This is a genomic window from Methylocystis sp. JR02, assembly GCF_030063565.1.
Lineage (GTDB): Bacteria > Pseudomonadota > Alphaproteobacteria > Rhizobiales > Beijerinckiaceae > Methylocystis > Methylocystis iwaonis.
In genome coordinates, this window is record NZ_JASIRC010000001.1 from 1,040,872 (window position 1) to 1,055,700 (window position 14,829).

General features: G+C 64.4%; 12 protein-coding genes and 1 pseudogene. 5 read left to right on the plus strand and 8 right to left on the minus strand.

Going from position 1 to position 14,829, the window contains the following annotated elements:
- Positions 1 to 11: 11 nt before the first annotated feature.
- Positions 12 to 1,184 (minus strand): two-component system sensor histidine kinase NtrB, encoded by a 1,173-nt coding sequence (locus tag QNA11_RS04885; protein WP_283482171.1) that lies wholly within the window; start codon positions 1,182 to 1,184, stop codon positions 12 to 14.
- Positions 1,181 to 2,131: a tRNA dihydrouridine synthase DusB gene (dusB, locus tag QNA11_RS04890; protein ID WP_283482172.1), complete on the minus strand. Its 951-nt coding sequence runs from the start codon at positions 2,129 to 2,131 to the stop codon at positions 1,181 to 1,183. Before dusB ends, QNA11_RS04885 begins: the two co-directional genes overlap by 4 nt.
- A gap of 194 nt (positions 2,132 to 2,325) precedes the next feature.
- Between dusB and QNA11_RS04895 the strand changes: the two genes are divergently transcribed.
- The 4 genes and pseudogenes from QNA11_RS04895 (at position 2,326) to QNA11_RS04915 (ending at position 6,375) form a co-directional block, all read left to right on the plus strand.
- Positions 2,326 to 3,570 carry a bifunctional 2-C-methyl-D-erythritol 4-phosphate cytidylyltransferase/2-C-methyl-D-erythritol 2,4-cyclodiphosphate synthase gene (locus QNA11_RS04895; RefSeq protein ID WP_283482173.1) on the plus strand — a complete coding sequence of 415 codons (1,245 nt, stop codon included), beginning with the start codon at positions 2,326 to 2,328 and terminating at the stop codon, positions 3,568 to 3,570.
- A 497-nt stretch (positions 3,571 to 4,067) separates the two neighbouring features.
- Positions 4,068 to 5,133: pseudogene (locus QNA11_RS20720) on the plus strand (acyltransferase family protein).
- 321 nt (positions 5,134 to 5,454) lie between these two features.
- Positions 5,455 to 5,877, plus strand: a complete 423-nt coding sequence (gene arfB / locus QNA11_RS04910) for an alternative ribosome rescue aminoacyl-tRNA hydrolase ArfB (protein WP_283482174.1) — start codon at positions 5,455 to 5,457, stop codon at positions 5,875 to 5,877.
- Positions 5,878 to 5,880: 3 nt separating this feature from the next.
- A complete protein-coding gene (locus QNA11_RS04915; RefSeq protein WP_283482175.1) occupies positions 5,881 to 6,375 on the plus strand; it encodes a CinA family protein in 495 nt (164 codons plus the stop codon).
- A 3-nt stretch (positions 6,376 to 6,378) separates the two neighbouring features.
- Here the strand turns inward: QNA11_RS04915 and QNA11_RS04920 are convergent, their stop codons facing one another.
- A complete protein-coding gene (locus QNA11_RS04920; protein WP_202071735.1) occupies positions 6,379 to 6,849 on the minus strand; it encodes a type II toxin-antitoxin system RatA family toxin in 471 nt (156 codons plus the stop codon).
- A 109-nt stretch (positions 6,850 to 6,958) separates the two neighbouring features.
- On the opposite strand from QNA11_RS04920, the gene QNA11_RS04925 reads away from it, so the two are divergent.
- Positions 6,959 to 7,453: a hypothetical protein gene (locus QNA11_RS04925; RefSeq protein WP_283482176.1), complete on the plus strand. Its 495-nt coding sequence runs from the start codon at positions 6,959 to 6,961 to the stop codon at positions 7,451 to 7,453.
- A 55-nt stretch (positions 7,454 to 7,508) separates the two neighbouring features.
- Here QNA11_RS04925 and QNA11_RS04930 read toward each other — a convergent pair whose 3' ends face one another.
- The 5 genes from QNA11_RS04930 to dnaE form a co-directional block, all read right to left on the minus strand.
- Positions 7,509 to 7,826 (minus strand): calcium:cation antiporter family protein, encoded by a 318-nt coding sequence (locus tag QNA11_RS04930; RefSeq protein ID WP_283482177.1) that lies wholly within the window; start codon positions 7,824 to 7,826, stop codon positions 7,509 to 7,511.
- Complete coding sequence (locus tag QNA11_RS04935) at positions 7,826 to 9,049, minus strand: cation:proton antiporter (RefSeq protein ID WP_283482178.1); 1,224 nt, start codon at positions 9,047 to 9,049, stop codon at positions 7,826 to 7,828. The genes QNA11_RS04930 and QNA11_RS04935 overlap by 1 nt, the downstream gene beginning before the upstream one ends.
- 444 nt (positions 9,050 to 9,493) lie before the next feature.
- Positions 9,494 to 10,468, minus strand: coding sequence for a lipoyl synthase (lipA, locus tag QNA11_RS04940; RefSeq protein WP_502867514.1), 975 nt, complete (start codon positions 10,466 to 10,468; stop codon positions 9,494 to 9,496).
- Between the two features lie 22 nt (positions 10,469 to 10,490).
- The gene (locus tag QNA11_RS04945; RefSeq protein WP_283482179.1) at positions 10,491 to 10,820 is read right to left on the minus strand and encodes a hypothetical protein; all 330 of its coding nucleotides are present in this window, start codon (positions 10,818 to 10,820) and stop codon (positions 10,491 to 10,493) included.
- Between the two features lie 399 nt (positions 10,821 to 11,219).
- Positions 11,220 to 14,681, minus strand: coding sequence for a DNA polymerase III subunit alpha (gene dnaE, locus QNA11_RS04950; RefSeq protein WP_283482180.1), 3,462 nt, complete (start codon positions 14,679 to 14,681; stop codon positions 11,220 to 11,222).
- Positions 14,682 to 14,829: the final 148 nt, after the last annotated feature.

A 14,829-nucleotide genomic window follows, 5' to 3' on the forward strand; every position in this document is an offset into this window, starting at 1 on the left:
CTGGCGAAGCGTCATGAACGGGTCGCCTCTCTCTTCTCCGTTTTGGCGCGATACATGGGCATCAGAATTCGGAAGGTCGTACGTCGGGGAAGGGATTCGCATTCAATAACGCCGCCGTGGTCGTTGACGATTTTGGCCACCAAAGCAAGACCCAGGCCAGTCCCGGAAGACTTCGTGGTGACAAAGGGGTCGAAGAGATGCGCGGCGATGTCGTCGGGCACGCCGGGGCCATTGTCGCGCACACAGAATTCGAGCGGCAGGCCGACGGGGCTGCGGGCGCCCATTGCGCGCAAGCTGACACCCGGCCGAAACGCCGTTGAAAGTTCGATCTCGCCGTCGACCGCGTCGAGCCCGATCGCCTCGGCGGCGTTCTTCACGAGATTGAGAAAGGCCTGCACGAGCTGGTCGCGATTGGCGTAGACCGGCGGCAGCGACGGGTCGTAATTCTCGACAAATCTGATGCGCCGGGCGAAGCCGCTCTGCGCCACCTGCTTCACGTGATCGAGCACCGAGTGAATATTGACGCGCTCGCGCTTCAACGGCCGAGCGTCGGAGAAAACCTCCATGCGATCGACCAGCCGCACAATGCGGTCGGTCTCCTCGCAGATCAGCCGAGTCAGCGCTCGATCCTGGTCCGACAGGCCGCTCTCCAGCAATTGTGCGGCGCCGCGAATTCCGGACAAAGGATTTTTGATTTCATGGGCCAGCATCGACGCGAGCCCGGAAACTGAGCGCACGGCGCCGCGATGGCTGAGTTGCCTGTCTATTTTATCAGCAATTGTTCGTTCTTGCAGCACAACCAGAACCAGCCCGTCCTGCTCCGGAAGCGGCGCGCAATGGACATCCACGCGGCGGTCGCCCTCCTGCCCCGGCCGGCCCAGATCGACCTTATATTCGTTGATCGCCGCGCCGCGGTCCTGAACATGCTGGACGAGGGTGATGAGCGGCGAACCGAAGGGCAGCAGCCGCTCGAGCTTTTGGCCGATGAGCAAAGGCTTGCCCAGCTCGAAGAAGCTTTCGGCCGCGGCGTTGGCGTCCTCGATCACCCCCTCGCGCGAGACGGTGAGAATGACGCTCGGCAGCGCCTCGAGCACGCAGCTACGGCCGCGCTCGTCGATGATCTTGAGCGGGGTAAACTCGCCGCGCCGGGGGTCGTCGCGTCTGGGGCGATCCGAAAGGCTCATGCGGCGACCTCTTGTCCCTCTGTAAAAATGGCGTCGATCAGCCTGAAGGCCTCCGACGCGCAAGCGGTGGTGACGAGCGCGTGGCGCAGCGCCGCGACCTCGACGCAAGCGGCGCCGAAAGTCTCGTCTACATAAGCGGCGAGATGTTTACGCGCATGGCGCAGGCCCGCCTCCGCGCCCATTTGCGTGAGAAGCCCATCGAGATGCTCGCGCGCGAGCGCGCTGCGCTCAGCAAGCGATGGCTCGGCGCGACGCCGCCCGGCGCCAAGATAATGCGCAATATCGCCAACGAGCCAGGGTCGCCCCTGCGCGGCGCGGCCGACCATGACCGCATCGGCGCCCGACAATCTCAGCATTTCCGCAGCGTCGTCGACCGAGCCGCAATCGCCATTGGCGATAACCGGGATCGAAACGGCTTGCTTGACCGGAGCAATCGCCGCCCAATCCGCGCGGCCTTTGTAGAATTGCTGGCGCGTGCGTCCGTGGACGGTGATCAGCGCGGCGCCCTCCTGCTCGGCGCGGCGCGCGAGCTCGGGCGCATTGCGCGAAGCGTCGTCCCAGCCGAGCCGCATCTTCACGCTCAGCGGAACGCGGATAGCCGCGCGCGCCGCCGCGATAAGGGCCGAGGCCTGGTCGAGGTCGCGCATCAGCGCCGCGCCGGCGAGACCGCCGGTCACCCGTTTGCAGGGGCAGCCCATATTGACGTCGACCCAATCGGCGCCCGCTTCTTCGGCATGGCGCGCGGCGACGGCGATTTCCTGCGGGTCGCGCGCCGCGATCTGGATCACGCGCGGCGCCGTATTTGTATTGCTGGAAGATGCGAGCCGCAGCGTGGTCTCGCGGTCGCCCCGGGCGACGCCCGCCGCCGTGATCATCTCGCTCACGGTCGCGCTGGCGCCATAGCGTTCGGCAATGCGGCGCATGGCCGGATCGGTGACGCCTGCCATAGGCGCTAGAAAAGCGCGCCCGGAAAGGCGGACGGGCCCGATTCGCAGCGCCTCGCGCTCGGGTTCAAAGCCCGATTTTTCAGCAGCAGTCATCTTGCCTATACCATAAGCAGCTAGCTTCGCAGTTGCAACATAGCATTTCGCCGCATTCTCGCACATTTGACGCGATGCATGAAAAGCGACACAGGAGCGGCATGGTTGATGGAACGGAAATCTCTATCCTCGTCGTCGCCGGGGGACGCGGTTCGCGCGCCGGCGAAGGCTTGCCCAAGCAGTATCGTCGGCTCGCTGGCAAGACCGTGCTCGCGCGCACGCTGGAGGCGATGGGCGCCAGCGCGCCGGGCGCGCGCCTGAAGGTTGTCATCCACCCGGACGACCGTGCGCTTTATGCGCAAAGCGTCGCCGAATTGAGCGACGCGGCGCGCGCCGCCGTCTCGGAGCCCGCGCTCGGCGGCGCCACACGGCAGGAGAGCGTCCGCAACGGGCTCGAAGCCGTCGCCCGAGAGAGCGCGCCGCAGATTGTGCTGATCCACGACGCCGCCCGGCCCTTCGCCGATCCGGCGCTCATCGCCCGCGCCATCGCGGCGGCGCGGGCCCATGGCGCCGCCGTCCCGGGCGTCCCGCTCAATGACACGGTGAAGGAGATCGACGCCGCGGGCTTTGTGGTCGCCACGCCTGACCGGGCGAGGCTGCGCGCCGTGCAGACGCCGCAGTCTTTTCGCTTCCCGCTCATTCTGGCGGCGCACCGCGCGGCCGCCGCGGCCGATCGTGAATACACCGACGACGCCATGATCGCGGAAGCCGCCGGCCACGCCGTGCATGTCTTTCCGGGCGATCTCGCCAATTTCAAGCTCACGACGCCAGAGGATTTCGCACGCGCCATGGATCAGATCAAAGCCCCGTCCGCCGCTTCCGGATCAGGTAATTTAACAGACGTTAGAACGGCCAATGTTTTAACAGACATTAGAACAGGACAGGGCTATGACGTCCATGCCTTCGCCGAGGGCGATCAGGTCTGGCTCGGCGGCGTGTCGATCCCCCACAGCCATTCCCTCGCCGGCCATTCCGACGCCGACGTGCTGATGCACGCGATTACCGACGCGGTTCTGGGCGCCATCGCCGAAGGCGACATCGGCGCGCATTTCCCGCCCTCCGATCCCCAGTGGAAGGGCGCGGCCTCGACAATCTTCCTCGAACACGCCTGCATGCTCGTGCGCGCGCGCGGCGGCATGATTGCCCATATCGACGCGACGGTGGTCTGCGAGGCGCCCAAGGTCGGCCCGCATCGCGACGCCATCCGAGCGAGTCTTGCCGAGATCATGGGCCTCGACATCGGCCGGGTGGCGATCAAAGCGACGACGAGCGAAAAGCTCGGCTTTACCGGGCGCCGCGAGGGGATTGCGGCATTGGCGATCGCGACGGTGCGGCTGCCGGAGTAAGGGGACATTGCACCGGCGCCTTCGCGCTGCCCGGCGCAACTGTCGTAATTCTCCGGCCGACGAAACCAGTCATAGCGTTTCCGTTTGAATAGCGCGCACGGGGGCGTGTCATTCCCGGCGGGCTGAAAGCCCGACCGGGAATCCAGAGCCACAAGAGCGCTTGTTTTGCGCCCAGAGCCCGTCATTGCGAGCGAAGCGAAGCAATCCAGGGCAGCGATGCGGCGCTGGATTGCTTCGTCGGCTCCGCCTCCTCGCAATGACGGCGGTAATTCCGATCGCTCATTTTGCGAGCATTGGGAACGATAGCGAACCAATCAAATGCACCTCGTATCAGAGTGACGGACGCTTCCCCGGCCGGTACATCTCAACGCGCCGGCGACCGGGTGATATTCACCATGTTTTTGAGAAAATGCGGACATTTCAGCGCGGCGCGCGCATGAATGTTTCGGGCCACTTTGAAGAAAAACCGCGCATCTTTCGATGGGGGGCATTTTTTCATGCGCGCAAGCGCCAAAGCCGCTCACTCCGCCTTGCCCGCCATGCGCGTCGATTGGGTCGATTACGCCAAGGGTTGGTGCATCATTCTCGTCGTGATGATGCATTCGACACTGGGCGTCGAGGAGGCGCTCGGCCAGCAGAGCTGGCTTCATGGCTTTATCGACTGGGCGCGGCCGTTCCGCATGCCGGATTTCTTTCTGGTCGCGGGCCTCTTTCTCGCGCGCACGATCGAGAAGCCCTGGCCCGACTTTCTCGATCGCAAGGTGCTGCACTTCGCCTATTTCTTCGTCCTGTGGACGCTGATCCAGGGCGCGCCAAAGCTGCTGCTCGCGGGCGGCGATCCCTTGTCGATCTTGGGCGGTCTTGCTTTCGCAATGGTCGAACCCTTCGGCACGCTGTGGTTCATCTATCTGCTGCCGATCTTCTTCGTGACCACCAAGCTCCTGCGCCCCGCCCTGGGCTGTGCTGGCCGCCGCCAGCGCGCTTCAGATGGCGCATATCGCCACGCATTCGACCGTGATCGACGAATTCGCGGCACGCTACGTCTACTTTTATGCAGGCTATCATTTTGCGCCGCGAATTTTCGCTTTCGCCGAAGCGGCGCGCGCGAATCTGCGACGGACAATTCCAGCCCTCATCCTTTGGGGCGTGACAAACGAACTTGCCGTGCGGTGCGGCTATTCGGGCCTCCCCGCAGTCTCGCTTCTTCTCGGCTTCGCCGGCGCGGCGGCGGTCGTCGCCTTCTCCGCGTTGCTGGCGGAGGCCCATGTGCTGCCCTCATTGGCTTGGCTGGGCGCGCGCTCGATGGTCGTCTATCTCGCCTTCTTCCTGCCGATGGCGGCGACGCGCATCGCGCTTTTAAAGACGGGCCTCATTGTGGATGGGGGCGTGATCGCGCTGATTGTCACAGCCTTCGCAGTCCATGTTCATATATTTGTTAGAACAGCAACCTTGGCGACTCCGTTCGAATTTCTGTTCGAACGTCCACTTTTTTTCAGAACGGGCGCCGCACGCCTGCCGGCTCACACCGGCCAGCAAGCCTTGTCGGCGGCGCGTCGGCAGTAGGTGCGTTCACCCGCATGCTTGTGAGCCGCATGCGTGCGTCCCTCTGTCGCCAGGGCTCCGAATTCGGGTTAACGAACAGACGTGTTGCGGCGTCATGGCCGCGCTTGTCGCGGCCATGACGCCGCGCCAACGTGGAAAGCTGAGAGCATGAGCCGGAATAACGCGCTTCTTCTCCCCGCGTGTCGTAATGTCCCGGCGTGGATGCCCGCGACAAGCGCGGGCATGACGCGGTTGCCCTCCGTCGCCGCGCGCCTTGACAATTGCCGAACGCCGTCGCGTTAAGAGAGGCCGGAACGAGCCCGGCGTGTCGAGGCCGCGCCGATGATCCGCGTCACCCCTTTCATTTCTTTGGACGACTCCGAGATTTCGCTGGAGTTTCTGCGCGCGTCCGGCCCCGGCGGGCAAAATGTCCAGAAGGTCGAGAGCGCCGTGCGGCTTCGCTTCGACATTTGGCGGTCGCCGAACCTTCCGGACGGCGTAAAACTGCGGCTGGCGCGGCTCGCCGGCTCCAGGCTCACCAAAGAGGGCGAAATCATCATCGAGGCGCAACGCCATCGCACGCAGGAGCGCAACCGCGCCGATGCGCTGGAACGGCTGATCGACCTCATTCGCGAGGCCGCGGCGCCGCCCCCGCCGCCAAGGCGCAAGACCAAGCCGACGCTGGGCTCGAAGATGCGGCGGCTCGAAGGCAAGAAGCTGCGCGGCGATGTGAAGGCGATGCGGGCGAAACCAGCGCAGGATTGAGCGATGGAAGAAAATACAGCTAACGTAAAAGCTATTACGCTTATCGTAAAAGCTAAAACGCGTGGTTTTCGCGTCGCTACGGCGGAATCCTGCACCGGCGGGCTGGTTTCGGCGGCGCTAACCGACATCCCCGGCGCGTCGGACGTCTTTGATCGCGGTTTTGTCACTTATTCCAACGCCGCCAAGATCGACATGCTCGGCGTCTGCGCGGCCGTCATCGACGCCTATGGCGCCGTCAGCGCCGAGACGGCGCAAGCCATGGCGCAGGGCGCGCTCGAGCATTCGCTCGCCGACGTCGCCGTCGCCATTACCGGCGTCGCAGGGCCCGGCGGCGGCACGCCACAAAAGCCGGTCGGCCTCGTGCATTTCGCCTGCGCGAAGCGCGGCGGCGAGGTCGTGGCCTTAGAGCGGCGCTTCGGCCCCCTCCCCCGGCGCGATATCCGTCAGGCGGCGGTCGATCAGGCGCTCGACCTCCTGATCGCGGCGCTCGGCGATTAGCGGCTATTTGCGCCGGTAAACCGCATCCGCCCGGCTCACGAAAGCGTCGGCATATTTCTGGAAAGCCTTGTCGAACATCGCGCCCATCAGCAGCCCAAGCGCCATGCTCTTGAACTCATAGGCGATGAAAAATTCCACGGTGGAGCGCGGGCGCCCGTCGGGCCCGGGCGCCTCGTCGCGGAAGGACCAGCGATTGTCGAGCTTGCGGAAAGGGCCGTCGATATAGGTGACCCTCACCTCCAGCTTGTTGGAATCGCAGGTCACCCGGCTCGTGTAGCGCTCGCAGACAGCCTTGAAGCCAACCTGCATTTCAGCGACGAGCTCGACGACCCCGGGCGCGATCTCTGCACGCTTACGCACCTTCAGCCCCTCGCAGAGCGGCACGAACTGCGGATAGGAGTCGACGTCGCAGACGAGCGCGAACATATCGGCGGCGCTGTGCGACACATGGCGGCGGGTGCGAAAGCTTTTCATGAGGCTGGGCTTTTAAGCCATTTCCCCGCCGTTTGGAACGCCGCGACCAAGCGCCTCTCGCACGGTCGACGGAAAGGGTCTAGCTTATTCCCTGTCACAGGGGGGATCCATGGCGAACAAATCCAGCTTCACGGCCGAGCAGTGGGACAGGATCATTCAGGCGCCTCTCCTGGCCGGTTTCGCCATCAGCGCCGCCGACCCGAACGGCTTCATCGGCGCGCTGAAGGAAGGCATGGCCAGCGCCGAGGCCCTCTCCGCCGCAAAGACGGACGGCGGCGCGGATGAATTGATCCAATCCGTGGTGGACGATCTTTTCACCCCCGAAGGCCGCACCTCCGCCCGCGAAGGGGTCAGGAAGATCATCCAGGGCGCCGCGCTCGACGACATCAAGATCCGCGCCTTGGAGGAGCTGCGCAGCACGGCCAAAATCCTCGACGCCACGACGCCGTTGGAGGCGCGGCCATTCAAGAACTGGCTCAGCCATATTGCGCGACTTGTCGCTGAAGCCAGCGCCGAGGGCGGATTTCTCGGTTTCGGGGGCGAGCAAGTCAGCGCCAGCGAGCGCGCGACGCTGGCCGAGATCGCTTCGGCGCTCGGCGCCTAGAGCGCGTTCCGCAAGAGTTGACAGAGTTGAATCGCGTCACTCGCATGAAAGCGCGCTAGGCCACGGCGAACTGCGCCGCCTTTCGACGATCGATAAGCGCCGCAACGGCGTGAAGCCCCTTCAGGCTCACGGCGACGAAGACCACGTCGAACAAGGGAGACGCGGTATATGTCTCCCGGATGATTTGCCCGACCGCGCTCACGCCCGTGAAAAGCTCGGGAAGAGAGGTCGCCGTCGCCAGGAGCAACAAGCCGATCCATCCCCGCGACAAGCCCGTCTTTTGGGCGATGACGTCTCCATATCGGCTGAGTGAGGGCCCGGCGACGGCAATCAGGGAGACGCAAACGACGAACTTGCCCCAGACTTCCATCATCAGTGATGGCCCCCATTTGCTTCCTCCAGAAACCCGAGCCGCCGTAGCAGCAAGGGCATCGTGAGCCCCTGGATCACGATGGAAAAGCCAACCACGGCGAATGTGGCCACCATGATCTCGTCGCGCATCGGCAGGGTTGGCGGCAGCGAAAGCGCGAGGGCGAGCCCCAGTGCGCCCCGCAGACCGCCCCACCAAAGAATATGCTGCTCGGGGAACGTCACCGCCCAGCGGGAGCGCAGGAACGCCGAGCTGATCGGGTAAACAGTCAAGGCGCGGCCGATCAGCCCAATGAGAATGGCCCCGGCAATGAGTTTAGGGCCATAGGACTCAAAAGGCGCGCCGGCGACGTCGATCCCGATCAGCAGAAACACGACCGAATTGGCGACAAAGGCCGCGTATTCCCAAAAGGAGACGACAAACTCCCGGCCTTTCCGGGTGAGATAGCTCTTATCCTCGGCGCTCAGAAGCCCGAGGTTCCCCATCATCAGCCCCGCTGTCACGGTCGCGAGCACGCCGGAGACGTGCAGATGCTCGGCGAGCAGAAAGGAGCTGAAAGCGGCAATCGTGGTCAGCGCGGCTTCGACAAGGTGCTCGGATGCTCTTCCGGCCAGAACGATGGCGGCGGCGCCGCACGCCGCCCCGACGCCGATCCCCCCAAGGACGATGCGCGCGAGCGTGCCGAGCGTCTCCAGGCCGAGCTGCTCGCCGCCTCCCGCCAGCGCCCATCCGAGCGTCACGGCAAAAAGGACCGCCGCCGCCCCGTCGTTCATCAGGCTTTCCGCTTCGACGAGCAGCCGCATCCGCCCATGAATTTTGTTGTCCTTGAACATGGCGATGATCGCCACGGGGTCGGTTGCGGCGATCAGGGAGCCATAGACGAGCGCCGACGCGAGCGGCCACCCGAGCAGCCATGTCATTCCGGTGGCCACGGCGGCGGCGGCTGCTGCCGTTCCCAATGTCGAAAGCGCCAGGATCGGCGGGCCGTCGCGCCGAAGTTCACGCCACGGAATGCTGAGGGCCGCCTCGAAGAGAAGCGGCGGCAAAATCAGGTCGTAGATCAAGTCGTGGGTGAGATGCGGCCCAAAATCTGTGTGTGAGAGCGTCAGCGCCGCCCCGACGACAACCAAACCGACAGTATAGGGTAGCTTGATTTGGCGCGCCCCGATCGCGACGATCATCGCCACGGCCAACAACAGGACGACCTGTCCTATGCTCTCATCCATCTCAACTCTTCTCTCACATGAATTACGTTGCTGGGAATAACGCGAAAGGCAGGGAGCTTGCGCGGCGGGATCGTTGTGTGCGCAGCTCGATCATAGGCACACCGTCTCCCGAGAAATGTCCAGCGTTTTCGGACATTCGTGGAGCGCTCCAACCACACGAGATGGGCTTGATCGGTTCGCGGTCATTCCCGACGCTCGTAAAACGAGCGATCGGACCGCCGTCATTGCGAGGAGGCGGAGCCGACGAAGAGCCCTGGATTGCTTCGCTTCGCTCGCAATGACGGCTCTGAGCAAAACCAGCGCTCTTGTGGCTCTGGATTCCCCGTCCGGCTTTCAGCCCGCCGGGAATGACGCGTCCCCATGCGCTCTATTCGAACGGAAACGGTAACTTCAGAAAGTGAAGGCGGCTGGGCGCGGCGGGACTGCAGATTTGGCCGCGGAATGCTAACGCGAAGACGCCTTGCGCAGCCTTTCGAAATCCTCCCCCGCATGATGGGACGAGCGGGTCAGCGGCGAGGCGGCGACATAGGCGAAGCCCTTGGCGAGCGCGATCGCTTTATAGGCGTCGAACTCCTCGGGGGTAACGAAGCGATCGATGGGATGATGCTTGCGGGTCGGCTGGAGATATTGGCCAAGCGTCAAAAAGTCGACATTGGCGCTTCGCATGTCGTCCATGACCTGCATCACCTCGTTGCGGGTTTCGCCGAGGCCCAGCATCAGGCCGGATTTGGTGAACAGCTTCGGGTCGAGCTCCTTGACGCGCTGGAGCAGACGCAGGGAATGGAAGTAGCGGGCGCCCGGCCGCACCGTGACATAGAGCGACGGCACGGTCTCGAGATTATGGTTGAACACATCCGGGCCAGCCGCCACAACCCGCTCGAGCGCCGCCTCCTTGCGCAGAAAATCGGGCGTCAGAACCTCGATCGTCGTCCCCGGACAGACCTGACGGATCGCTTCTATGGTGCGGGCGAAGTGCTCGGCGCCGCCGTCGGGAAGATCGTCACGGTCGACCGAGGTGACGACGATATGGGAGAGCCCCAGGGCTTTGGTCGCCTCCGCCACCCTGCCCGGCTCGCTCGGGTCGAGCGGCGCTGGCAAGCCGGTCGCGACGTTGCAGAAGGCGCAGGCGCGGGTGCAGACCTCGCCCATGATCATGAAAGTGGCGTGCTTTTTCTCCCAGCACTCGCCGATATTGGGACAGGCGGCCTCCTGGCAGACGGTCGCGAGGCCGGAGCCCTTCAATAGCGCGCTCGTCTCGCCCCAGGCGGCGGACCCAGGCGCCTTCACCCGGATCCATGGCGGCTTTCTGAGGACCGGCTGATCCGGCCGCGCGGCCTTTTCGGGGTGGCGCAGAGCCGCCGGCTCCCGCGCCTCGCTGTTGGGCCGAGGGTCGTCGTTGAGCAAATCGATGGTGGGCACAGGGCGCCTCCTGCGCCCTTATCTACGCATGGGACTGGTGAATAGCAATGTCGTCGCCAGCCTCAACTGGATGGAGCCGGCGCCAGGCATAGGCGAGCCACAACGCCCCGATGGCGGCGGCCGCCAGCTCGTCGGCGCTGCCATGTTCAGCCTGCCTGAACAGGTGGGCGAATTCCGCCCCCATCCACGCCCCACAGACGCCAATCATGGAGAGCGAGCTGGACCAGCCCGCTCGCCTCCGGGGCCGCGCGAGCAGCCAGCCGACCATGGCGCCGATCGCCAGGAAAGAGACAAATTGAACGCAAGGGAAAAGGGCGGAAGCGCTGAACGCTTCGTCGAACATCGCCGACATAGCCAACCCCGAAGGCTCGCCGCCAAGCCCTGTGGCCTGGCGCTCCTGCGGCCAAGAGATCAACGTCGAAAGGACGTGAATGTTCCAGTTGAAGATGAAAAAATTTGGCTAGGAAAAAGTTCGTAAGTTTATGGAGAGGCCGTTTTCGCGAGGGCGCGGGCAAAGCGTTTGCGCTCTTGTTTGACACTAGTCTCGTCGTTGCGAGGAGCGAAGCGACGAAGCAATCCAGAGCAGCCACGGCGGCCCTGGATTGCTTCGCTTCGCTCGCAATGACGGGCGATCGTCTCCACCTCCCGACGCACATCAAGGGACTTACATTTCAACTTCAAGATCATTCATTATGGTATTTCAAAACAATATGTTGCATGCTCATCTTACACTAAAACATGAACTAATCCTCTACAGATACTCGACCTCCAAAACCCCAGGGATGTCCCGCAGCGCGCTCGCTACGTCGGCATTGACGGGGTAAGAGCCCGGCAGGCGAATTTCGACCTCTTCGGGCGCAACGTCGCGTTTGACGAGCAGCGACACTTCGCCTTCTCCCCTGCCAGAAAGCCTGCCTTTAATCCTATCGAGCGGACTTTGGTCGCTGACGACGATCCGCAAGCCCTTCTGCGCGCGGGCCGCGGCGGCGGCCAGAGGCGTGACCGAGACAATTCTGGCGCGCACATCGTCGCCATCGACGCTCGCCGTGAGCTGCACCAAGACGGCGGCGCCCTTCTCCAGCGCGTCGCGATATTGGTTCAGCGCCTCCTGAAAAAGAATGGCCTCATACTGGCCAGTCGGGTCCGACAATTGGACGATGCCCATCTTCGAGCCGGACTTGGTGCGCCGCTCGGCGCGGTCCAAAACCACTGCCGCGAGGCGGTCGGCTTCGGCGCCGCGCTTCACAGCCGCCGAGAATTTGACCCAGTTCGTTACCCTCAATTTGGGTAGGAGGCCGGCATAGGCGTCGAGCGGGTGGCCGGAGAGGAAAAAGCCGGCCGCCTCATACTCCCGCCGCAGCGTCTCGCCCGCCGGCCAGGGCTGGACCTTGGGCAGGACCAGGTCGTCCGCCTCGGCCTCGCCGAACAGCGCGTTCTGGCCCGCCTTGCGGTCCTCGGCGTGGCGGTTGGCGGTGGCAAGCACGCTTTCGATGGCCGCGAAAGCGCGCGCGCGGTTCGGCTCCAGCTCGTCGAAAGTCCCGCAAGCAGCGAGATTCTCGAGCACCTTCTTATTGACCTCGCGCGGGTTGAGCCGCCGGGCGACGTCGGAAAGGCTCTTGAAGGGCCGCTCGCCCCGCGAGCGTACGATCGAGTCCGCCTGCCCCTCGCCCACCCCTTTGATCGCCGAGAGCGCGTAGCGGATCACCTGCTTGCCGTCGGGAGCGGTCGCGACGTCGAAATCAACGCCCGAGCGCTTGATCGAGGGCGGCTCCACGGCAATGCCGAGCCGGCGCGCCTCATCGCGAAATTCAGCCAGCTTGTCGGTCTGGCTTTTATCGAAGGTCATGGAGGCGGCAAGGAACTCGGCCGGATAATGCGCCTTGAACCAGGCCGTCTGATAGGCGATCAGCGCATAGGCGGCGGCGTGCGACTTGTTGAACCCATAGTCGGCGAATTTCGCCAGCAGGTCGAAGATCATATTGGCGAGTTCCGGCGCCAATTCCCGCTCGACGGCGCCCTTCACGAAGCGCTCGCGCTGGGCGTCCATTTCCGCCTTGATCTTCTTGCCCATGGCGCGGCGCAGCATGTCGGCTTCGCCGAGCGTATAGCCGGAAAGCGCCTGGGCGATCTGCATCACCTGTTCCTGATAGATGATGACGCCGAAGGTCTCCTTCAGGATCGGCTCGATCTTGGGGTGGTAGTAGTTCGCCTCCTCGTCGCCGAGCTTGACGGCGCAATAGGTCGGGATATTGGCCATCGGGCCCGGCCGGTAGAGCGCGACGAGGGCGATGATGTCCTCGAAACGGTCGGCGTGCATCTCGACGAGGGCCTTGCGCATGCCCGCGCTTTCCAACTGGAACACGCCCACGGTCTCGCCGCGGCCGAGCATGGCGTAAGTGTCCGTGTCGTCGAGCGGCACTTTGGCGAGGTCGAAATCGGGGTCGCGGCGGCGCGCCAGCCGGCTCGCCATGGCGAGCACGGTCAGCGTCTTGAGGCCGAGGAAGTCGAATTTGATGAGACCCGCAGGCTCGACCCATTTCATATTGAACTGGGTCGCCGGCATGTCGGACTTCGGGTCGCGGTAGAGCGGCGCGACCTCATGCAGCGGCCGGTCGCCGATCACGACGCCGGCGGCATGGGTCGAGGCGTTGGAATAGAGCCCTTCGAGCGCGCTGGCGATCTTGAAGAGCCGGGCCACGCGCTCGTCCTCGTCGACCGCCTCGCGCAGCTTCTGCTCCCCGGCGAGCGCCTCGGCGAGGCTCACGGGCTTGGCCGGGTTCTGCGGCACGAGCTTGGCAAGCTTGTCGACCTGCCCCAGCGGCATTTCCAGCACGCGGCCGACGCTGCGCAAAACGCCGCGCGCCAGGAAGGAGCCGAAAGTGATGATCTGCGCCACCCGGTCCGCGCCATAGCGATCGCGGACATAGTCGATCACCTCGCCGCGCCGCGTCTGGCAGAAGTCGATGTCGAAGTCCGGCATCGAGACGCGCTCGGGGTTCAGGAAGCGCTCGAAGAAGAGGCCAAAGCGGAGCGGATCGAGGTCGGTGATGGTCAGCGCATAAGCGACAAGCGAGCCCGCGCCGGAGCCGCGGCCCGGCCCGACAGGAATGCCCTGCGACTTGGCGTATTTGATGAAGTCGGAGACGATCAGAAAATAGCCGGGAAAGCCCATTTTCTCGATGGTGCCGAGCTCGAAGTCGAGGCGGTTGAAATATTCCTCCCGCTCATGGCCCGGCGCCGGTCCGTGGGCGGCGAGCCGCGCTTCCAGCCCTTCGATCGCCTGGCGGCGCAGCTCCTCGGCTTCGACCTCGGTGAGCGGCCGGTCGTCGGGCGCGTCGCGCAGGAAGCGCGGCATGATCGGCTTGCGGGTCTTGGGCCTATAGGCCGTCCGGCGGGCGATCTCGATCGTATTGGCGGTCGCCTCCGGCAGGTCGGCGAAGAGCGCGAGCATTTCGGCGCGCGTCTTGAAGTAATGCTCGGGGGTGACGCGGCGCCGCTCGGCGACGCTCGTCACCGTGCCTTCGGCGATACAGAGCAGCGCGTCATGCGCCTCGAAATCGCCGCGTGATGCAAAGTAAGGCTCGTTGGTGGCGACCAGCGGCACGCCCCGGCGATAAGCGAGGTCGAGGAGTTGGGGTTCGACCTCTGTTTCAGATTGAAGCTTGTGCCGCTGGATTTCGAGATAGAGCCTGTCCTGGAAAAGCTCCTGCAGAGTGTCGAGCCGCGTGCGCGCAAACTCCGGCCGGCCGGCGGCGAACATGCGGTCGAGCGGTCCGTCCGGCCCGCCGGTCAGGGCGATCAGCTCGGCGGCGTCCTCGGCGAGGGCCGCAAGCGAGACATGCGGCTCATCCCCCTCCTCCGTGTCGAGATAGGCGCGCGAGGCGACGCGCATGAGATTGAGATAGCCGGCTTCGGTCTTGGCGAGGAGCACGATATTGGCCAGCGCCTCGTTCCGCCCCAAGGGGCCGCTCGTCTTGGCGTCGGCGAAATCGACGCGTAGCTGCACGCCGGCAATCGGCTGAATGCCCGCCTTGGCCGCTTTTTCGGAGAATTCCAGCGCGGCGAAGAGGTTGTTGGTGTCGGTGACGGCGAGCGCCGGCTGCTCGTCGCGCACCGCGAAGTCGATCAGCTTGCCGATCGTGAGCGCGCCCTCGCGCAGCGAAAAGGCGGTGTGGAGATGGAGATGGACGAAGCCGGCGGAAGTGGCGCTCATGGCCGGACTCTAGCGCTTGGGAAGGCGCCCTGAAACCAATGTTTGCGGCCGTCCACAGTGGCCTGGACCGCGCGCCTTCAGGCGCGCTTTGAAGGCGCGCGCCGTTTGTTGACAAACCTCCGAGGCGGCCTCGTCCTTCGAGATGCGA

Bases quoted from the DNA above. Each gene is read 5' to 3' on its own strand.
- QNA11_RS04885 (WP_283482171.1), bottom strand. From the start codon at position 1,184: ATGAGCCTTTCGGATCGCCCCAGACGCGACGACCCCCGGCGCGGCGAG.
- dusB (WP_283482172.1), bottom strand. From the start codon at position 2,131: ATGGCAGGCGTCACCGATCCGGCCATGCGCCGCATTGCCGAACGCTAT.
- QNA11_RS04895 (WP_283482173.1), top strand. From the start codon at position 2,326: ATGGTTGATGGAACGGAAATCTCTATCCTCGTCGTCGCCGGGGGACGC.
- arfB (WP_283482174.1), top strand. From the start codon at position 5,455: ATGATCCGCGTCACCCCTTTCATTTCTTTGGACGACTCCGAGATTTCG.
- QNA11_RS04915 (WP_283482175.1), top strand. From the start codon at position 5,881: ATGGAAGAAAATACAGCTAACGTAAAAGCTATTACGCTTATCGTAAAA.
- QNA11_RS04920 (WP_202071735.1), bottom strand. From the start codon at position 6,849: ATGAAAAGCTTTCGCACCCGCCGCCATGTGTCGCACAGCGCCGCCGAT.
- QNA11_RS04925 (WP_283482176.1), top strand. From the start codon at position 6,959: ATGGCGAACAAATCCAGCTTCACGGCCGAGCAGTGGGACAGGATCATT.
- QNA11_RS04930 (WP_283482177.1), bottom strand. From the start codon at position 7,826: ATGATGGAAGTCTGGGGCAAGTTCGTCGTTTGCGTCTCCCTGATTGCC.
- QNA11_RS04935 (WP_283482178.1), bottom strand. From the start codon at position 9,049: ATGGATGAGAGCATAGGACAGGTCGTCCTGTTGTTGGCCGTGGCGATG.
- QNA11_RS04945 (WP_283482179.1), bottom strand. From the start codon at position 10,820: ATGTCGGCGATGTTCGACGAAGCGTTCAGCGCTTCCGCCCTTTTCCCT.
- dnaE (WP_283482180.1), bottom strand. From the start codon at position 14,681: ATGAGCGCCACTTCCGCCGGCTTCGTCCATCTCCATCTCCACACCGCC.